The organism is Erythrobacter sp. Alg231-14 (genome assembly GCF_900149685.1).
Classification (GTDB): Bacteria; Pseudomonadota; Alphaproteobacteria; order Sphingomonadales; family Sphingomonadaceae; genus Erythrobacter.
The window spans coordinates 1,139,067-1,159,047 of sequence record NZ_LT702999.1; the positions used below are offsets into that span (position 1 = coordinate 1,139,067).

Below are 19,981 nucleotides of genomic sequence, written 5' to 3' on the forward strand. Positions count from 1 at the left end.
TTTCATTTGATTGCAATGAAAATGTCACATTTGTCATATTTTTGAAATTTAGAGGGGTTTAGCTCTATTTTTCAATGCTTTAACTGGACAGCGTAGGTCACTAAATGTGACATTTTGATGGTGATTCAATGACTCAAGTGTCGCAATCTTGTAATGTGACAAGCCTGTCGCACAAATCGCAATTCCGCAGAAATTTTGTCACACAGCAACCCTAGCGAGACCTCGCGAACCAAATCGCGATCAACCGATTCTCAGGTTTTTTAGGGGACCACTCGCTGTGAAAAACATTCAACGCACTCTCATTCTTGGCGCCAGCATCGTTGCTCTTGCTGGCTGCGGCGCAGATGAAATTGTATCACCCGGCAGCACCGGCGACATCATCATCAACAACCCGACACCAACGCCGACCCCAACGCCCACAGCCACCGGCGGCGCAACGGTCACGGCGGCGGCTGGATGCCCTACGATCGCATCAACCGGGGGCCTCACCGATCTGGGCACGATCGACGGCACGCCGACCGGTGATTACCGGGTTTGCGAATTGCCCACGACTTTTAACGCGGACGACAATCTGCCGTTTGTTTCAGGTCTTCTTTATCAAATCACCGGCCGGGTGAATGTCGGCACCGATCAAGGTTTTTCTAGCACCGGCACCGATGTGACCGTTTCGATTGAGCCCGGCGTAATCTTGTTCGCACAAGGTGAATCGTTCTTTGTGGTTAATCGCGGCAACACAATCGAATCCAACGGCACAGAGACAATGCCAATCATCTGGACCAGCCGCGACAACGTGCTTGGCATTGCAACCGACGCGAGCGACGCACAATGGGGCGGCGTTGTCCTATTGGGCCGTGCGCCGGTTTCCGATTGTTCCGACGGCACGTTCAACACCGCTGCCGCGCCGAACGCCAACCCGACATGCCAACAACAATTGGAGGGCACATCGGTTGTGACCCCATTTGGCGGTACAGATTCGGCCGATTCCTCCGGATCATTCACATTCAATCAAATCCGCTTCTCCGGCTTTGAACTTCAGCAATCGAACGAATTGCAATCACTCACCACGGGCGGTGTTGGATCGGGCACTGTCATCAGCAATCTGATGTCGTTCAACAGCTCGGACGATGGCGTCGAATTCTTCGGCGGGTCGGTGAATGTCAAAAACTTGGCGGTAATCGGCGCATCCGACGATTCTTTGGATGTAGACACCGGCGCACAGGCCAACGTTGAAACCGTTGTGGTCGCACAGCGTACAAACACCGGCGACAGCATCATTGAGCTGGATTCGCCAGGCGGCGAACAAGGCACACCGGGCACCGCGCTTCCGCAAACCGTGCTTCAGATCAACAACGCCACATTCCTTCAACGCTCTTCATCATCAGGGCAAGCGGTTCGTGCCCGCGGTGGTGCGGCGATCGGCCTCACCAACACCGTCATCGATGTGGACACTGCCGACGATGTTTGCATCCGGATCGATGAACAGATCACTTTGGATGCAATCGTTGGGATCGACTCTGTCGTGTGTGACGGCGTGACCCGGCCGGTTCGCGGTTCTGGCCCATCAGATGCCGACGTCCAGGCGGTTGTCGATGCCGGCACCAACAACAATTTGATGGCGATGCTTACGTTGACTTCTTCATTCGTGAACGGCGCCAACGAGAACGCAGTGACCGCATTTGATGCAACCGCACGGTCGACCTTCTTCTCAAACATCGGCTTTATCGGGGCCGAGGATGACGCGATCGCTGACAATTTCGGTGATTGGACGTGCAATTCGTCGATCCTCGACTTTGGCAGTGCAAGCGGCGCCTGCACCTCGCTGCCGGTCAACTGATCCGACTGTGTGGAGCAAGGGAGGCGAGCGCGTTTTGCGGTCGCCTCCCTTCTCTCATTTCTCTGAGCGGGCGCAACTCCGGCTCAATCACAATTCTCAGGCCTATTTCATGAGGGGGTCTTTCACTATGTCGACCGGCACACGTCTCGCAGGGCTGCTGCTTCTCACCACATCTCTTACGTTCCCTGTGGCTGTTCATGCGCAATCTGCGGATGAAACGAACGCTGATCCAGAGGGCACCGTTCAAGGGACACCCGAAGAAGAGGGTGATGACTATCAGGGACCGGAAATCTCAGTTCCCGGTGGCTCTGGCATTATCGTAACCGGACGCCGCAACCGCAATCCGGAGCGGTCCTCAACTCAGGTTTTGAGCGTCCTATCCGAAGAAGATATTGCCCGCACTGGCGAAAGCGACATTGCCGGCGCATTGGGCCGCGTTTCGGGGCTTTCATTGGTTGGTGATGGCCGGGTGTTTGTGCGCGGCCTTGGCGATCGGTATTCGTTGGCGCTTCTCAACGGCCTCCCCCTGCCCAGCCCAGAGCCATTAAGCCGCGTCGTACCGCTCGACATTTTTCCGACCAATGTGATCTCATCATCCTTGGTCCAAAAGACATATTCGGCAAACTATCCCGGTGAATTTGGCGGCGGCGTGATCAACCTCACCACCAAAGCCGTTCCGGTCGAAGATTTCCTATCCGTCAGCTTCGGCGCGAGCGGTGACACCGAAACCACCTTCAGCAACGGTCTGACTTATTTCGGTTCCAACTTGGATTCGTTCGGTTTCGACAACGGCAATCGCGACGTGCCATCCAATCTTCAAGCGTTCCTTGACAGCGGAGAACGCATCGGTTCCGTTCCGATCGAAGTGTCCGAAGGGATCGCGAGCCAGCTTTTCCCGATCAATCTTGTGACCCTCCAAAAAGACAATTCGCAACGGCCGAACTTTTCAGGCTCGATCACGGGCGGCGCCTCATTCGAAGTGGGCGAGGATGCGTTCCTTGGCGTGATCGCGACCGCATCGATTAAAAACAGCCTGCGCAATCGCAGCGTTCTAAGTCAGCGCGGCAGCAACGACCTTTCCGAAGTGTTTCAACAGGACGAGACATTCATCACGGACGAATCCATCCTTGTGAACGGTTTGGTTAGTGTCGGGCTTGATTTTGGTGAAAACACCATCCGTTGGACCAATCTGTTCATCCGCGACACGTTGAAAACGGCGCGGTTGTCAGAAGGGTTCGACGTGTTCCCGGGCGAAACCGGTTTCGATTTCATCAATCAACAGACCGCTTGGTTTGAACGTCAATTGATGGACACTCAGATTGTTGCCGAGCTTGAATTTGACCGACTTGGTGTGGATCTGCGCGGGGGCTATGCGCGAACAGACCGCGAAGCGCCGTTCAACTCCAGCTTCAGCTACACTCGCACCAACTTTTCGGGCAACCAATTCGGCGACCTCTTTGTTGCCTATTTCAATCAGCTTTCCGATGCCGGCATCTCAACGGTGTCTTTCGATGATCTCCAAGAAGAGCTTTGGTACGGCGGCATTGATCTTGGCTACGAAGTTGCGGACACATTCGAAATCACTGTTGGCTATGCCTACACCGACACAGATCGCCGTTCGGAAAGCCGAGAATTCCGTCCCTTTATCTCCGTTGATCCCAACAACCCTGCTGGCGGTTCGTTGAACGATACGGCCGCCGTCGCGCTCGGCCTGCGCCAACCCGGATCGATCTTTACCGACGCGGCGCTTGCTGGGTTCAATGTAAGTTTGACCGAGGCAACGCCGTTCCCAGTGTTCGACGCAGCGTTAGAAGTGCAAGCCGGTTATGGCCTGTTCCGATGGCTTCCGACCGACACTTTGACCGTAGAAATGGGTGTTCGTTACGAAGACGCAACACAGCTCGTATCGCTCGATCAAACCTTGTTCAACACGCCGATCGCCGGGGCAACGCCAACGAACATCGCCAACGATTACTTCCTCCCCGGAGGCACTATCACGTGGGAACCGATCGACGATCTTCAATTGCGCGCGTCGGCATCGCAAACCATTGCTCGACCGCAGTTCCGCGAGTTGATCGAGCAACGCTTCTTCGACCCGGAATCCAACCGCCTGTTCCAAGGCAACCCACTGTTGCAAGACAGTGAATTGATCAACGCTGAAGTGCGCGCCGAACATTATATGGGCGGTCCAAACCGAGTAAGCTTGGCTGGTTTCTATAAGAAGATCGACAACCCGATTGAAAACACGTTCAACGTGGCGTCGGGCCAAATCTTCACCAGCTTTGCCAATGCACCAGAAGCCGAATTGTACGGGATTGAATTCGACACGGTGTACGGCATCGATTTGTATGGATTGGGCGGCACGTTCTTTGAGACGAAGCAATTGCTGATCATGGCGAATTACACCTACACCCAATCGCAAATCTCGGTTGGCGAAGGCGACATTGCCCCCACCCCATTGAACCCGAATCAACTGGCCAGCTTGATCTTTGAAGATGGCGATCGACTTGTCGGGCAATCGGATCACGTGGCCAACGTCACAATCGGCATCGAAGACACCGAGAAAACGCAGCAAGTCAGTTTTCTCTTCAACTATGCCAGTGAACGGGTGACACAGCGATCCGGCATTCAGCCTGACTTTGTCGAAGACCCCGGCCTCACGGTGGATTTCGTTGCGCGTTCGGAAATCAAACTCGGCGTTCCGATGGAATTGAGCTTTGAGGTGCGCAACATCTTTGGCCGCGACAATTTTGAATTTCAGGATAACGGCGTGAACCGTCTGGAATTTAACACCTACCAAGTCGGGACATCGGTGTCGTTCGGCATTTCTGCCGACTTCTGATTCTGCGCGAATCCCAAAACACAAAAGGCCGCTCCATGATTGGAGCGGCCTTTTATTTTGGTCGTCAAACGCCTCGCGTCACGATTTGACCGTCACTTTATCCATACCCGGCATCGCCATGCCCATGCCGGTGGGCCATTTGGGCAGGTAGGGCGCCTCAATCGCGGCAACCTCTTCCGGCGTTAGCTCAATATCCAACGCCGCGACCGCGGCCTTAATATGATGCTCTTTGGTGGCACCGATAATTGGGCCGGCAACGGATGGCTTGGTGAAATGCCACGCCAATGCGAGGCTTGCCATCGGGGTACCGCGTTGTTGGGAAAGGTCGGAAAGTGCAGAGATGGTCGCGTCATCGGCCGCCGCTTCTGGGTAGATGACTTTGCCAAAACCATCGGTCTTGCTGCGCACTGTCTCTTCACCCAACGGGCGCGCCAATCGACCGCGCGCCAATGGGCTCCACGGGATCACGCCCACTCCTTCTGCTTCGCAAAGGGGCAGCATTTCGCGCTCCTCTTCGCGGTAAAGCAAATTGAGTTGGTTCTGCATCGATATGAACCGCGTCCAGCCGTTGCTGCGCGCGGTCTCCTGCGCCTTTGCAAACTGCCATGCATACATGCTGGACGCGCCGATATAGCGCGCCTTGCCCGCCTTCACGATGTCGTGCAGCGCCTCCATGGTTTCCTCGATCGGTGTCGCATCATCCCAGCGATGGATCTGGAACAGATCGATGTAATCCATGTTCAGCCGGTTGAGACTGTCATCAACCGCCTGCATCAGACTTTTGCGCGACAATCCGCCCGTATTGGGGGCGTTTCGCCAAGGGATAAATGCCTTTGTCGCGACCACAATTTCATCGCGGTTCGCCATCTCATTCAGAAGCTTACCGGTGATCTCTTCCGATGTTCCGCCCGAATATCCATTCGCCGTGTCGAAGAAATTGATCCCCGCTTCCAACGCTTGGCGAAAGAATGGACGGCTATCTTCTTCTCCCAAGAGCCAGTCACCGTGCCATCCCTTTGTCGTGTCGCCATAGCTCATGCAGCCCAGGCAAAGCCGCGAAACTGAAAGGCCAGATTGGCCGAGACGGGTGAATTTCATGGCGCAAATATCCTATTATGAAAGGGTGAGACCGCCATCAACCACCAGGGTTTGACCGGTCATATAGGCGGAAAGCGAAGAGGCCAGGAACAGCGCGGCGCCAGCCATATCTTCGGGCGTGCCCATCCGACGCAGCGGGATAGCGCGCAAGCTTGCTTCCAATCGTTCCGGATGGTCGGTTGTGACACTGGTGAGTTTGGTTGGGACGAGACCCGGCGCGATACCGTTCACCCGGACACCATCGCGCGCCCATGCTTCGCCCAACGATTTTACGAGGCTCGCCGCACCCGCTTTTGACGCAGCATAGGCGGGCGTGCCCATCGTGGATTTGAACGCCGCAACAGAAGAAACGATCACCATGGATCCGCCCCGCTCTTTGAGGCCCGGATGGAACGCGCGCGCCGCATCCATAACCGAATTTAGGTTCACATCGACGACCGCATCCCACCCATCGCGCTCAAATTCCTGCCGTTTATAACGCACAACCCCTTGGCTTTGGATTAGAGCGTCGATCGGCCCGATTGTCCCGGCCAGAGCGTCGACGGCATCGCGTTCGGCCCCGTTCAATTGGTGATAGTTCAGGCCGCGAAGATCGCTGTCTTCAGCCTCTAGATAATCGCCGCTGTCGGGGCGCGTGCCAGTGACAATAACGTCGGCCCCGCGCGCGCGAAATCCTTGCGCGATGCCATTGCCGATTCCACTCGACCCACCGATCACGACGACGCGCCTATTGGTGAAATCAATCGGGTCAGTCATCGCCATAATTTGCGGCCTCGCATTTTTTCAGGAGGCTGCAATTCACGGCATTCTGGCGCGAAAGTAAAGCAGGAAGCGGCCAAGCCGACGTGCAAGCCAGCGGGCCGATGCGAAGCGGGGAAACAGGCGCAGATCGAGCGGCTAAAGCGATAGCCTAAGCCGAATTACCCAACAAAGGCGCGTTCAATCACAAATTGACCGGGCTTGTTGTTCGCGCCCTCTTCGAAGCCACGGTTCTCGAGATCAGCGGCGTGATCTTTGATCATCGCCATGCTGCCGCACAACATTACGCGATCTTCTTCGGGAACGAAGTGTTTGGGGCCTTTGCTGTTCGCAAACAGCCGGCCATCATCGATTAGCGTTTGAATGCGATCGGATGTGTGGAATTCTTCCCGCGTTACAGTCGGCACATAGATCATACGCGCACGATCTTCGTCTTCAAGCAACGGATCGCCTTCAAGCTTGCTTTCGAGCAATTCGCGATAGGCCAAATCAGCGACGCGCCGCACCGAATGCACCACGATCACTTCGTCAAACATACCGTACACTTCGGGGTCACGAACGAGGCTCATAAACGGCGCAAGGCCGGTGCCCGTGGACAACATAAAGAGGCGTTTCCCCGGCAGCAATGCGTCAGTAACCAGAGTACCGGTCGGTTTCTTGCCCAGATAGATGGGATCGCCGGGTTTGATGTGTTGCAACCGCGACGTCAGAGGGCCGTCTTGGACGATGATTGAGAGGAATTCGAGCTCTTCATCATAGCTGGGTGAGGCCAGTGAATAGGCGCGCAAAAGCGGCTTTCCATCCTCTTTTGGCAGACCGATCATCACAAATTCGCCAGAGCGAAAACGGAAGCTTGCCGGACGGGTCATCTTCAAACTGAAGAGGTCGTCGTTCCATTGTTCCACGCTGGTGATGGTTTCAATCGAAATGGCCCCGCCTTCTTTGAAAGCATCACGGGGCGGGATCGGCGGATTGATGGTGTCGGTCAAAACAATGCCTTACACAAAAAATTGGGTCTCAAACGAAACGCGGCGCGCCACGATGCGCGCCTTTGTTGACGCCGCAAATGGACGTTCCACTGCGTCGCTTCAAGGTAGATTAGTGATAAGGCCTGAAAGCGCGCCTTGGCCGTTGCGGCGACGATCCACCTCGACCCATCGCCGCAAGAGCCATTTGGCGCGCTTTCAACCCAATGATCAGTTCCAGCCGGCGCGATCGAAAATCTCGACCGCCTCGCGTTGGTTGCGGCCAATCTCGGCGGCGTTCAACGTGTCGGGCTTGAACTCACCCAATTGTTCCACTGCCGAATTCGCGGCGACATCGGTGACCGCGGGATATTCATTGTTGCCGTTGGCGAAATATTGCTGAGCGCTTTCAGATGTCAGATATTCGAGGAAAGCGATCGCATTTTCGCGGTTCGGCGCGTTGGTTACGACACCGGCGCCGCTGATGTTGATGTGGGTACCGTTGCCCGTTTGATCAGGGAAAATTACGCCGAGATTGTCAAAGATCGCCCGTTGCTCTTCATCACCGCCGGCAAAACGCGCGAGGTAATAGGTGTTCACTACGCCGATACGACATTCACCGGCGGACACCGCCTCAATCTGCGCAGTGTCGTTGCCTTGTGGGTCGCGCGCAAAGTTGGCGACGACACCGCTGGCCCAGTTTTCTGCGGCCTCTGCGCCCTCGTTCGCAATAATGCTGGAGAGGAGCGAGATGTTGTAAATGTTGGACGAAGAACGGATGCAAATGTCACCGCGAAACGCCGGATCGGCGAGATCGGCATAGGTTTCGAGACCTTCGGGCGTTCCGGCCGCCGTGTTGTAAATCACAACCCGCGCGCGGGTGGATAGACCGAACCAAAGCCCATCGGGATGACGCAGATAATCGGGCAAGCGTTCGTTGAGAGTTTCGGACTCAACCGAAGCGAGGATCCCCGCCTCTTCGGCGCGCCAAAGGCGGCCCGCATCCACCGTGACCAACAAATCAGCCGGCGAATATTCGCCTTCGCTGGAAATCCGCTCAATCAACGCGTCCGCATCCGCCTCAATCCGGTTGACGGTGATGCCGGTTTGTTCGGTGAAATCGTCGTACAATGCCAAATCGGTGTCATAATGACGGGAGGAATAGATATTCACTTCACCCGACGCGCCGGCTTCTTCGGTTTCCGCACACGCCGCAATGGTCAAAGAAAGGGGGAGCAGCATCGCCGTGCTGATAATCAAACGCTTCATGGAAAGTCCTTACAGTGTTGTTGCGAATGCGTTGCAATAGTATTTTAAGGAAGGCAAGCGTTAATCGCGCGCAAACGCCAAAACACTCGCATTTTGGGGGACCGGTCGGATCGGCGACGTTGCGTCCAACGCGGCATGGGTCACGGCGGTAATCTCTTCGCCATTGGCGGTCGCCATCAAAACGCGGTTGGCCGCACCAATCGGATGGACATCGCGGACATTCAATCCATCGGGATCCGCCAAACAGTCCAACCGCTCTGCATAGATCAAGAGATCCAATTGCGCGCAATCGGGAGCATCCCCAACGAGGCAAGTCATCGGCCAATTGCCAAAGGGGGTGCGCATTGCGTCCCCTTCGCGTTGAGCTGGAACGATTTGAGCCCCTCCAAAAATCGCGCCGACAGAGGCCGCCTGTGGGTAATCGTGCAGTTCTTGAGGAGTGCCAAATTGCACAATCCGCCCACCTTCCATCACCGCGATCCGATCCGCGATGTCCAAAGCCTCTTCGGGATCATGAGTAACCAGAACGGTGGTCGTCCGCGCCTCCCTCAACAACAGGCGGCAATCGCGTCTTAGACGGCGGCGCAGCACGATATCGACGCTGGCGAACGGTTCATCCATCAACAGCACTTGCGGATCGGGCGCCATTGCGCGCGCGAGTGCGGCGCGTTGTTGTTGTCCGCCGGAAAGTTCGTGCGGGTACCGCTCTCCCAATCCGGATAGCCCAATGCGTGTCAGCCATTCATCGACCAAAGCCGACGTTTGGGCCCGGCCATCTCGCGAACGGTTCAGATCATCCAAACCAAAACCAATATTGCGGGCAATGTTCAAATGCGGGAACAATGCGCCGTCTTGAAAGACCAACCCAACGGGCCGCGCTTCGGGAGGGGGATCTACGCCCGGTCCCGCCATTTGTGTTCCGTCCACCGAAATGGTCCCTTGCTGTATGGGCAAAAGCCCCGCGGCAAGATTAAGCAAGGTTGACTTCCCACAGCCGGACGAGCCAAGCAGACAGGTGATTTCCGCAGTGTGCGCCGTGAACGACACATCGCGCAAAGCCGCAACATCCGCGTAAGAATGGGCAACATGACTAAATTCAAGGCTCACATGATTGTCCTGTGCGGTGACGGCCCATTCCAAGACCGTCGGATCAGCAATCCCGGGTCGACGTGCAAAATGGTCCAATTGCAATTGTGAGTCGCTTTACGCAATCCGGTCCGCACACTGCAAGCGCTGGCAATCGTCCGGGTGCGATACCGCATGCCTTGGACGGTTGGACTTTGGCGGCGTTGGCTTTGGCTGCCACGGCAGCCGTTCCTATCGTCACAATATTGGTGATGGCACCCAGTGGCGGTTTCGAAGCGATCGCCCATCTCGCTCAGACCGTTCTGGCAAGATATGTGATGAACACGCTGGCCTTCCTGTTGATCGCCGGGGGCATCGCGACCCTATTGGGGGCCGGATGCGCATGGCTGGTTAGCGCAGCCCGGTTTCCGGGGAGATCCGTTTTGGCGTGGGCGTTGGTCCTGCCACTGGCTGTCCCTGCTTACATTGCGGCCTATGTCTATGCCGACCTGCTCGATTTCACGGGCCCAGTTCAATCCGGTTTACGCGGCCTCACCGGATGGAGCTTTGGCGATTATTGGTTCCCGCAAATCCGATCCTTAGCCGGCGGAGGCTTTGTGCTGGGGATTGTCCTGTACCCCTATGTCTACCTGCTCGCGCGCGGCGCATTCGCCACCCAAAGCCAAAGCCAGTTTCGCGCCGCCCGCAGCTTGGGCGCGCGACCCTCTAAGGCGTTTTGGCACGTCGCATTGCCCGCCGCGCGTCCGGCAATTTTTGGTGGATTGGTGTTGGTGTTGATGGAGGTTTTGGCGGATTTTGGCGTCGCCCAGTACTTCGCAATTCCCACGTTCAGCACTGGCATTTTCCGCAGCTGGTTGGCCATGGGTGACAAACAGGCCGCGTTGAAATTGGCGGCGATGATGTTGGTTTTTGTGGTCGGACTGATCATTTGGGAGGCTCGCACCCGCGCCGGTCGCACCGACAGCAAAGATGGATTGGACCGAGGCGACCGAGAACCGTTGATTGAATTGTCTGCAACGGGGCAAATGCTGGCGATGCTGGCGTGCCTTGTGCCGGTCTTGCTCGGGTTTCTTGTCCCCGCGATGCACTTGGCATCTTTGGCGGTTGGCGATCGCGCGATTGCCGCGATTGGGGATCTATGGACATACGCCAGCGGCAGCCTCTGGCTGGGTCTTGCCACGGCGACTGTGTGTTTGATCACCGCGCTTGTTCTAGCCTTTGCAAAAGCGCGATCCAACAGCCGCGTAGCATCGGCCGCAATTCGTGTTTCAACTCTGGGATACGCTTTGCCCGGCGCTCTTTTGGCCGTGGGTTTGCTGGCACCGCTGGGGGCGTTGGACATTTCGATCACTGGGTTCGCCCGCGATAAATTGGGCTACAGCGGCGGCTTGCTGCTGACGGGGACAAGCGCGATTTTAATTTATGCGCTGTCCGTCCGTTTCCTGACCGTGGCGTTCAACGCCGTGGATGGCGGCCTTAGCAAAATCCCACCTTCGCTCGACGCAGCTGCCCGCTCGCTTGGCGCAAAACCAACACGGGTCCTCACGCGCATTTACGCCCCCCTTCTTAGCCCCAGCCTCGCCACAGCCGCTGCCTTGGTCCTGATCGACACTTTGCGCGAACTGCCAGCCACCCTTATTTTGCGGCCGTTCAATTTGGAAACACTGGCCACTCGCACGTACCGTTTGGCCAGCGATGAACGGCTTGTGGAGGCGTCTATACCCGCCTTGATCCTCTTAGCAGTGGGTCTGCTCCCCGTTTTACTCCTGACGCGAACCGGCAAACGCTAAGCCCGCTTGAGGGGTGAAATGCCCCGTTCGGATGGGTTTTTTGCGGCTTGAACAGGCTGCGCCGCGAAAATTGAATGGACGGGACTGAGTATTCATGGCTACCAAGAAATCGGAGGCAATGAGACAACCCATGGATTTCGAAACCTATTTCGCTGACGAGCTGAACAGCGTGCGCGAAGAAGGTCGCTATCGCGTCTTTACCGACATTAAGCGCCATCGAGGCAAGTTCCCGCATGCGACCCGCTTTGTTGGTGAAGAAACTCAGGCGGTTACCGTGTGGTGTTCCAACGATTATCTCGGCATGGGTCAGCATCCGGTGGTAATCGACGCGATGCATTCGGCCTTGGATGAATGCGGCGCGGGCGCAGGCGGAACGCGCAATATTTCGGGCACCAATCATTATCATGTTGAATTAGAAGCCGAACTTGCCGATTTGCATGGCAAGGAAAGCGCGCTTTTGTTCACCAGCGGCTATGTCTCAAACTGGGCGGGGCTTGGCACATTGGCCAGCAAGATTCCCAACTGTGTTGTGTTCTCTGATGCGCTCAACCACGCATCGATGATCGAAGGCATCCGCCACAGCCGCGCGCCTTACAAAATTTGGCAGCACAACGATCCCGAAGATCTTGACCGGATGCTATCCGAATTTGGACCCGAAGTTCCCAAACTGGTCGCGTTTGAAAGCGTGTATTCCATGGATGGCGACATCGCACCTATCAAAGAGATCCTTGATGTGTGTGAGAAGCACGGCGCTATGAGCTACATCGACGAAGTCCACGCAGTGGGGCTTTATGGAGCACGCGGCGGCGGTATTGCCGAACGCGAAGGTTTGATGGACCGGATCACCGTTATCGAAGGGACATTGGGTAAGGCATACGGGGTGATGGGCGGTTACATCGCAGCCAGCCGGAACCTTGTCGATTTCGTGCGCAGTTTCGCGAGCGGCTTTATCTTTTCCACCGCCCTACCCCCAGCGGTTGCCGCCGGAGCCGCCGCGAGTATCCGGCATTTGAAAAACAGCAGCGAAGAGCGCGAACTGCAACGCGAGCGTGTGGAGCAAGTTCGGCGTAAGCTCGACATCATGGGCATCCCCCATCTCGCCAATCCCAGCCATATCATCCCAGTGATGGTGGGCGATGCGCATAAGTGCAAATTCATCAGCGATTGGTTGATGGACAATCACGGCATCTATGTTCAGCCCATCAATTACCCAACAGTTCCAGTTGGAACGGAGCGGTTGCGACTGACGCCGTCACCCGTGCATGATGACGGCGACATTGATCGTCTGGTCAACGCCTTGTCGGAAATATGGTCCCAATGTGAGCTGGCGCGGATGGCGTCCGCCGCTTGATCGATTGGACGCAATCCAAACGCGCCTTAATCCATCGCTTCGGTAGTTGCCGCATCAGATAGCGGCACTTTAAAGCCAAAGTGGGCCGCCACCATTGCCAAGCCTAAATCACCCAGCAATTTCGAGACGGTCGAAACTGGCTGATTTTCAGGCTCGGCTTGGCTAAATCGAAATTGGAAAGGTCAGAAAGCTACTGACCGGTTGCCTCCAAAAAGGCGATCAAATCTGCACGAGCCTGTGCATCCCTGAGGCCCGGATACGCCATGCGAGTACCCGGAAGATATTCGCGCGGTGATTCCAGAAATTCGAATATCACTTCCGATGTCCAAATAATCCCGCTGTTCGCGTTTGCATCGGTGTAGTTAAACGCATCAACAGCGCCGGCTTTGGCGCCAATGATGCCATACAGCGACGGGCCAACACCATTCCTGCCTTCTTCAACAGAATGACAGGCCCGACATTGAACAAAAACCGCCTCACCGGCCGCAGCATCGCCCGTGAGATCAGCGAATGTCAGCTCAACCGCAGGTTCCACCGAATCCACCGCAACAGGACCGGTGTCCGCTTTGGGCTCGTCCGAGTTCTCACTGCATGCGGCGACCGCAACAAGGCTGGTGAGCGCAACGGTGCTCAAAACAATCTTACGCATAATGCTCAAAATTCCTCAAATAGAGTTCGATCAATATCTCTGCCGACGCACGCAAGCCCACAACCTCTTTCACAAGAGCGATCATTGGCGAAGGCGTCTTTCTCCAGACAAAAGAACGATGTCACGGGTCCAACGTCCCAACATACAAACGGCTTTGAGCGAGGCTGTACACCAACTTGCATCCCTGGACATAGCCAGCTTGAGGCGCAATGTGGACATCCAAAACGGTCCAAAGATTGCCTATTGCAGTCTCCGCGTTAAAGAGACTTATGAAAAATTTTCCTTGGCACTCAAAGCTCGTCCTCGCTCTCATTGTCTTCCTGCCGATCTATTTCATGATCGCGGCGTTGGGCACAAAGATTGGATTGTGGGGTTATGAAATTGGGTTGGGCGCGCTCGTTATTGTCGCTGGCGCACCCTTGTTAGCAATAGTCGCGGTCGCCGCGATTGTGTCGTTGATCATAGGATTGTTGAAGAAACCACGCCGGAAATTGGTCATCGCAATCGCAGCTGTTGGTGTTTTAATTCCGCTTGCCATGATCGCCAGCCTTTTGTCGGTTGGCGGAACGGCCGCTGCGAACCCGATTCACGATGTCGCCACCGACACAGCAAACCCTCCGACATTCTCTGCGCAAACCATGACGGCGCGTGCAGAAGCAGAGGCCAACCCTCTTAACGATTATCAAATGCCATTGGGTCAAATCGACTTGTTCGCCGGTGTCTCCGAAGAAACAAAAATTAAAAGCCACGCGCAAATCATCAATGACGCATATGCAAACCTTTCGCCGTTGCCATTGGGAGGCGCGACGAAAGCGGACGCCGTCGCCGCTGTCGCCGCAGCGATGGGTAAAATGGGTTTGAGCGATATTCGCTCCGATGTGGAAGCAGGCCGCGTCGAAGGCGTTGCAGAGACGTTCTGGTACGGTTTTCAGGATGATGTTGTCGCACGCATTGGCGAGGCAGAGATTGATTTTCGTTCCGTCAGCCGCGTTGGGCAAAGCGATCTTGGCGCGAACGCCGCACGGATTGCGGAATTGCGCGGGCTGGTTGCGGAACAAATCGGCCAGCGGTGAAGCGCTTACCTCATTTGAATTGCGAAACGGCCAGCGCGCTACGTTGAACCACGGTTAGTGCGCACAAGCCGGCATAGGTATAGGCGATAACGCCAAACCAAGCCGGAAACAGGCACATCGCCACAAAGACGACAATTGTCTCTGCACCTTCGGCCAGACCGGTCGAGTAAAAGAAACTTTTCGTCCCATGCGCCTGCGTCTCTTCGCCGCGGTTGGCCGCAATTGTGGCAAAGGCGAGGAAGCTGACACCGGTCAACACAAAGCTCGCGATGAGGACCATGGCCGGCAATGTGTTCGATGCCGCTAAGACGCCAAAACCCAATGGAATCGAAACATAGAAGGCGAAATCCGCAACGATATCGAAATAGCCGCCCAGATCGGTCGGCTCATTGGCCCGCGCAACGGCGCCATCCAAACCATCCAAAACGCGGTTCCCAAGGATTAGAGCTAAGCCAGTCCAAAACGCGCCAAAACCAATTGCGACCGCCCCGCCCAAACCAACAGCTAGACCAACAAAGGTGAGCGTGTTTGCCGTCACACCCCGCGCCGCCAATGCGCGGCCAATCCGGTTCAATGGTGGATCAATCAGCGGTCGAAGTTTGGCATCGAACATAGCAATCCCGCTCTAACCGCCGAACGTCACAAGTCCAATCCATGCTCCAGTCATTGCAGTCGCAATATTGCCCGCAATCCAACTTTTAATGCCAAGACCAGCCGCCTCTGCGCGGCGCTCTGGACACAATGTCCCGATGGTGGAAACCAACAGGCCGACGCTGGCCAAATTCGCGACACCGCACAGTGCATAGGTGACGATGAGCAAACTGCGCTCGCCCAAGGTGCCATCGGGAAGTGCGGCCAATTCGAGGTAGGCGACATATTCGTTGAGGATCGCTTTCGTCCCCATCAATCCACCGGCGGCCTGCGCCTCCGCCCATGGAACCCCTATTAACCACATAACGGGAGCGAACAACCAACCAAAAATCCGTTTCAGCGTTAGCGGCTCATCTCCCACCAACGGGAGCAACGCCAACACTTGATCGCTCAATGCGACGAGAGCGAAAATCACGATGATCACCGCAATGACCGCCAGAAACAACTGCATTCCGTCCATTGTGCCTTTGACGATCGCATCAATGCTGTTTGCGTATTTTAGCCCCGGTTCACTTTCGTCGGTCGCGGTGCCATCTTCTTCGATATCGCCGGGAACCATCATCTTCGCGATCAACAACGCCGCCGGCAACGATACCAGCGACGCCGAAATCATATGACCCACCGCATCGGGCACGGTGTCGCGCAGTGTCGTCGCGTAAAGGATCAAGATTGCGCCACTGATTGTGGCCATGGCCAACACCATGACCTGAAACAATTCGGCCCGGCTGATCCGCGTAAAATAGGCGCGCACCACCAATGGGCTTTCAACCACGCCCAAAAACATGTTGGCGCCACCGGATAAGCCGACCACGCCGCTCACGCCCAAAGTCCGGCGCAATAGAAATGATAGACCGTTCACCAACAATCTCAGCACCCCCCAATGCCACAACAGCGCGGCAAGCGCCGAAAAGACGATAACAAGCGGCAAAATCTGAAAGGCAATGATCAGGGGCGGTTGCGCGCCGCCCTCGATCGCAAAGGGCAGCGGCCCTCCGCCTAAGTACCCGAACATGTAGGATGATCCGGCCAATGTTGCCTGTTCAACCGCTGTTACCGCGGCATTGGCGTATGACATCAAATCCCAAACAAACGGCACCCGCACGATCAAAACCGCCAAGGCGCCCTGCAAAGCCAAAGCCCCCAAAATCCATTTCATGCTAGGCCGACCAGCGCGATCTTCGCTTATCGCCCAAGCCACAGCAATCAGAAGAGCGATACCCAAGACACCGCGAAATTGATCAAACAGTTCCAAATTCAAAACCCCGGATCATCCGCGACGCCAGTCATGATATTTCTCGATATAGCTGAGAAGCTTTTCCGGCTTGCGCGCTTTCTTCCATTCACCCGCAGCAAACTTGTTGCCCTCTGCCATCGTGGGATAGGGATGGATCGTGCCCAAAATCTTGTTGAGGCCCAGCTTGTGCTTCATCGCCAGCGTGTATTCGGCCAACATCTCACCTGCATTATGTCCAACAATGGTCGCACCAAGGATGGTGTCCTTGCCCGGTTTGGTGAGCACTTTCACAAAGCCTTTGGTCTCGTGTTCTGCAATTGCGCGATCAAGCTGATTGAGGCCGTATTGGGTCACTTCATACGCAATGCCTTGCTCCGTCGCTTCGGTCTCGTTGAGGCCAACACGGGCCACTTCGGGGTCGAGGAAGGTCACCGCCGGGATGACTGAGTAATCGGCTTTGAATTTCTTGAATTGGCCGAACAGTGCGTTGACCGACGCGAACCAGGCCTGATGGCTTGCCGTGTGAGTGAATTGATACGGACCCGCGACATCCCCGCATGCAAAGATGTTGGGGAATTTGGTTGCAAGGAATTCATCCGTGACCACAGTCTTAGCTGTGTCGATGCCCAACTCTTCCAATCCGTAACCAGAAAGACGCGCCGCACGACCAACGGCCACAATCAAAGCATCATACGGAATTTCAACCTCAGCATCGCCATGCTTTGCCAAGACGGCGCCGCCATCGGCCTTGACCGCCATATGGCCGGTAAGAACCGCGACACCAGATTCTTCGAGAGACGCTTGCGCAAGTGCAGAGACTTCAGGATCTTCACGCCCCATAATCCGATCCATCATCTCAATCTGAGTGACTTTGGACCCAAGCCGCGCAAGGCTTTGTGCGATTTCACAACCAATCGGACCGCCACCTAGGATCGCAACGCGCGCCGGCGGGCTGTCCATTTCGGCGAAGGCATCCCACATCGTATCGGACGTTAGATATTCGCTGTCCTTCAACCCCTCGATTGGGGGAACAAACGGAGCGGCACCCGCCGCGATCACTATTGAACGCGTGGTCAATCGCTGCGTTTCGCCGTCATTGCGGGCAATCTCTACCGTCCATGGGTCGATGACCTTGGCATAACCCTCAACCACATCAACACCCAGCCCCGTATAGCGTTCGACGCTGTCATGAGGCTCAATCGTCTTGACCGCATCCATGACGCGCGCGATCGTGTGCTTAAAGGGCACTTTGGGTTCGTGGCTTTCGAGGCCGTATTTGTCGGCGTTGCGCATCTGGCTTGCGACCTTCGCGCTCTTTATCAACGCTTTGGAAGGGACACAGCCGGTGTTGAGGCAATCACCGCCCATCTTGTGGGATTCGACCAGTGTGACTTTGGCCTTTACCGTTGAGGCAATCAGAGACGAAACCAAACCCGCCGCGCCTGCGCCGATCACAACCATATTGCGGTCAAAGCTTTTGGGCTTTGTGAACCCGGCATAGACTTTGCGGCGCTGGATCCAGCCGACAACAGCCTTTGCAATCCATGGGACAATCGCGAGCAGAACGAGCGCGCTGAGAATCTCAGGCGAAAGGATGCCCTCAAGACTGTCGAGTTCCGACAATCGCTGTCCTGCATAGACAAAGGCGATGGTGCCCAACAGCATGCCGATCTGGCTGACCCACGCAAATGTCCAAGTCTTAATCCGGGTTAAACCCATGACGAGGTTAATCACGAAAAACGGAACCGCCGGGATCATGCGCAACGTGAACAAATAAAATGCGCCGTCGCGCTCCAACCCTTCATTGATGCTCTTCAATCGGTCTCCGAACTTAGCCTCGATGCTGTCGCGCAGGACATAGCGCGATGCGAGGAATGCCAAAGTCGCGCCAAGGGTGGAGGCAAAGGAGACAAAAATTGTCCCCACAACCAAACCGAACAATGCGCCCGCGGCCAATGTCATAATGGCCGCGCCGGGGAGCGAAGCGGCGGTCACAACGACATAGATGGCAAAGAAACCTGCCAGAACCGCAATCGGATTTTCGGCATAAAACGCACGCGCATCGGTTACCCGTTCCTGCACCGCAGCCAGCGTAAGGTACTCGCCCAGATCAAAGATGAAATAGGCGCCAATCAACGCGGCCAAGACGGCGATGATGAGAATTTTCTTCATGAATGCCCCGATCAATAAATATGCTGTGCAGCCGGTTCGCTGAGAGCATGGTAGTGGTTACGGCCAGAACCTAGCCGCCGCGTGCCAATTTGGCGTATTTCGAAATCCAACGATTGTCGATCCAACGTTTTAGCCTGCCGACCCATCGTCCCTTTGCGCACAACCTTCCATAACTGGCAATTGCGCCGCCGTCGCCAGTCGCAATCAAATAAAGGCTGTTGGAACGGGGATGGTAAGTTTGCTTGGGAATATCGCCTTTGGCGACCGCACGCAGGTTCTGAGCTAGGATTGGTCCTGCCATCACCGCGTGCACACCAGAATGCGGAACCACGCGGTCCTGTCGCGCAGCAACATCTCCAATCGCAAAAATACTTGGGTGAGAAATCGAACATTGATGCGCGTCCACGGCGATAAAGCCGTCCGCATCGCAAGCAAGTCCGCCCTTGCCCGGCCATTCCGGCGCGCCAGACCCCATCGCGGCGACGATGATGTCTATGTCCTGCAAAGTGGTTCGTGATGCCCTGATCAGACCGCCTTCAATCCTCGCATTGGCTCCTAAAAATCCCATACCCTGCCGCGACAGCTCGTTGCCGACCATGTCCACCACGTCTTGCGAAAACCCCGGAAGCAATCCGGCATCTCCTGTGATGAACTCAATATTGGGTTGATACTCAAGCCCGCGACAATTGCGCAAAGCAAACGCCAATTCGACGCCGCCGGCGCCCCCTCCAATCACGGCGATCTGAGCGGGGCGCCCAGTCGATTGCTTCAATTGCGCAATATCCTTGGCCAATTGGTCCACAAATGCGTCAATCGGTCTCACGTCCATTAGGCGCGGATCATCGCCCAAAAGGCGCGCTGCTTGGCCTACTCCGCCTACATCAATCGACGCGATGTCAAACGAGGCAACCCCGTTTTGCATGGTTAGAACCGTGCGCGTTTCGGGATCAATCGCCGCGCATTTGTCCAGCAGCAATTCTGCGCCGGCTCGCCGAGCCAATGCAGCGAGATCGACAGTTCCCGCAGCGCGCGCATATTGCCCAGCGATCCAGCCCGGAACCATGCCTGAATACCGCAAGTGCTGTGTCGGAGTGAGCAAAGTGGCGCGCTTGCTTGGCAAACCGCGCTTTATCCAATCTGCCAGAACGGCCACATGCGCATGGCCGCCCCCGATCAGCAGAACGTGGTCAGATTGCATGGCTTGTGCG

Annotated in this window: 15 protein-coding genes; 5 read left to right on the forward strand and 10 right to left on the reverse strand. The window is 56.0% G+C overall.

Going from position 1 to position 19,981, the window contains the following annotated elements:
* Positions 1-277 precede the first annotated feature (277 nt).
* Together BQ8290_RS05415 and BQ8290_RS05420 are read left to right on the forward strand one after the other, a co-directional pair.
* A complete protein-coding gene (locus BQ8290_RS05415) occupies positions 278-1,834 on the forward strand; it encodes a hypothetical protein (RefSeq protein ID WP_108788289.1) in 1,557 nt (518 codons plus the stop codon).
* Between the two features lie 127 nt (positions 1,835-1,961).
* Complete coding sequence (locus BQ8290_RS05420) at positions 1,962-4,676, forward strand: TonB-dependent receptor domain-containing protein (RefSeq protein ID WP_108788291.1); 2,715 nt, start codon at positions 1,962-1,964, stop codon at positions 4,674-4,676.
* Positions 4,677-4,754: 78 nt separating this feature from the next.
* On the opposite strand, the gene BQ8290_RS05425 is transcribed toward BQ8290_RS05420, so the two are convergent.
* From BQ8290_RS05425 to BQ8290_RS05445, 5 genes are all read right to left on the reverse strand, one after another.
* Complete coding sequence (locus BQ8290_RS05425; RefSeq protein WP_108788294.1) at positions 4,755-5,774, reverse strand: aldo/keto reductase; 1,020 nt, start codon at positions 5,772-5,774, stop codon at positions 4,755-4,757.
* 15 nt (positions 5,775-5,789) lie between these two features.
* A complete protein-coding gene (locus BQ8290_RS05430) occupies positions 5,790-6,530 on the reverse strand; it encodes an SDR family oxidoreductase (protein ID WP_108791966.1) in 741 nt (246 codons plus the stop codon).
* Positions 6,531-6,694: 164 nt separating this feature from the next.
* Complete coding sequence (locus BQ8290_RS05435) at positions 6,695-7,522, reverse strand: ferredoxin--NADP reductase (RefSeq protein WP_337661045.1); 828 nt, start codon at positions 7,520-7,522, stop codon at positions 6,695-6,697.
* 207 nt (positions 7,523-7,729) lie between these two features.
* Positions 7,730-8,767, reverse strand: coding sequence for an extracellular solute-binding protein (locus tag BQ8290_RS05440; RefSeq protein ID WP_108788296.1), 1,038 nt, complete (start codon positions 8,765-8,767; stop codon positions 7,730-7,732).
* Positions 8,768-8,827: 60 nt separating this feature from the next.
* Positions 8,828-9,958 carry an ABC transporter ATP-binding protein gene (locus BQ8290_RS05445; protein WP_337661046.1) on the reverse strand — a complete coding sequence of 377 codons (1,131 nt, stop codon included), beginning with the start codon at positions 9,956-9,958 and terminating at the stop codon, positions 8,828-8,830.
* Positions 9,959-9,960: 2 nt separating this feature from the next.
* Between BQ8290_RS05445 and BQ8290_RS05450 the strand changes: the two genes are divergently transcribed.
* Positions 9,961-11,643 (forward strand): ABC transporter permease, encoded by a 1,683-nt coding sequence (locus BQ8290_RS05450; protein ID WP_337661047.1) that lies wholly within the window; start codon positions 9,961-9,963, stop codon positions 11,641-11,643.
* Between the two features lie 130 nt (positions 11,644-11,773).
* Entirely contained in the window at positions 11,774-12,994 is a 1,221-nt protein-coding gene (gene hemA, locus BQ8290_RS05455) for a 5-aminolevulinate synthase (protein WP_108788298.1), read from the forward strand.
* Positions 12,995-13,184: 190 nt separating this feature from the next.
* Here hemA and BQ8290_RS05460 read toward each other — a convergent pair whose 3' ends face one another.
* Positions 13,185-13,643, reverse strand: a complete 459-nt coding sequence (locus BQ8290_RS05460) for a c-type cytochrome (RefSeq protein ID WP_337661048.1) — start codon at positions 13,641-13,643, stop codon at positions 13,185-13,187.
* 269 nt (positions 13,644-13,912) lie between these two features.
* Between BQ8290_RS05460 and BQ8290_RS05465 the strand changes: the two genes are divergently transcribed.
* The gene (locus BQ8290_RS05465) at positions 13,913-14,716 is read left to right on the forward strand and encodes a DUF1499 domain-containing protein (protein WP_108788300.1); all 804 of its coding nucleotides are present in this window, start codon (positions 13,913-13,915) and stop codon (positions 14,714-14,716) included.
* A gap of 10 nt (positions 14,717-14,726) precedes the next feature.
* Here the strand turns inward: BQ8290_RS05465 and BQ8290_RS05470 are convergent, their stop codons facing one another.
* From BQ8290_RS05470 to BQ8290_RS05485, 4 genes are all read right to left on the reverse strand, one after another.
* Entirely contained in the window at positions 14,727-15,329 is a 603-nt protein-coding gene (locus BQ8290_RS05470) for a CDP-alcohol phosphatidyltransferase family protein (protein ID WP_108788302.1), read from the reverse strand.
* A 12-nt stretch (positions 15,330-15,341) separates the two neighbouring features.
* Positions 15,342-16,619, reverse strand: coding sequence for a nucleoside transporter C-terminal domain-containing protein (locus BQ8290_RS05475; protein ID WP_108791976.1), 1,278 nt, complete (start codon positions 16,617-16,619; stop codon positions 15,342-15,344).
* Positions 16,620-16,634: 15 nt separating this feature from the next.
* Positions 16,635-18,773 (reverse strand): FAD-dependent oxidoreductase, encoded by a 2,139-nt coding sequence (locus tag BQ8290_RS05480; RefSeq protein ID WP_108788304.1) that lies wholly within the window; start codon positions 18,771-18,773, stop codon positions 16,635-16,637.
* Positions 18,774-18,843: 70 nt separating this feature from the next.
* The gene (locus BQ8290_RS05485) at positions 18,844-19,971 is read right to left on the reverse strand and encodes an FAD-dependent oxidoreductase (RefSeq protein ID WP_108788306.1); all 1,128 of its coding nucleotides are present in this window, start codon (positions 19,969-19,971) and stop codon (positions 18,844-18,846) included.
* Positions 19,972-19,981 lie beyond the last annotated feature (10 nt).

Coding starts and splice junctions, on each gene's coding strand:
- BQ8290_RS05425 (WP_108788294.1), bottom strand. CDS start 5,774: ATGAAATTCACCCGTCTCGGCCAATCTGGCCTTTCAGTTTCGCGGCTT.
- hemA (WP_108788298.1), top strand. CDS start 11,774: ATGGATTTCGAAACCTATTTCGCTGACGAGCTGAACAGCGTGCGCGAA.
- BQ8290_RS05470 (WP_108788302.1), bottom strand. CDS start 15,329: ATGTTCGATGCCAAACTTCGACCGCTGATTGATCCACCATTGAACCGG.
- BQ8290_RS05440 (WP_108788296.1), bottom strand. CDS start 8,767: ATGAAGCGTTTGATTATCAGCACGGCGATGCTGCTCCCCCTTTCTTTG.
- BQ8290_RS05465 (WP_108788300.1), top strand. CDS start 13,913: ATGAAAAATTTTCCTTGGCACTCAAAGCTCGTCCTCGCTCTCATTGTC.
- BQ8290_RS05430 (WP_108791966.1), bottom strand. CDS start 6,530: ATGACTGACCCGATTGATTTCACCAATAGGCGCGTCGTCGTGATCGGT.
- BQ8290_RS05485 (WP_108788306.1), bottom strand. CDS start 19,971: ATGCAATCTGACCACGTTCTGCTGATCGGGGGCGGCCATGCGCATGTG.
- BQ8290_RS05480 (WP_108788304.1), bottom strand. CDS start 18,773: ATGAAGAAAATTCTCATCATCGCCGTCTTGGCCGCGTTGATTGGCGCC.
- BQ8290_RS05420 (WP_108788291.1), top strand. CDS start 1,962: ATGTCGACCGGCACACGTCTCGCAGGGCTGCTGCTTCTCACCACATCT.
- BQ8290_RS05460 (WP_337661048.1), bottom strand. CDS start 13,643: ATGCGTAAGATTGTTTTGAGCACCGTTGCGCTCACCAGCCTTGTTGCG.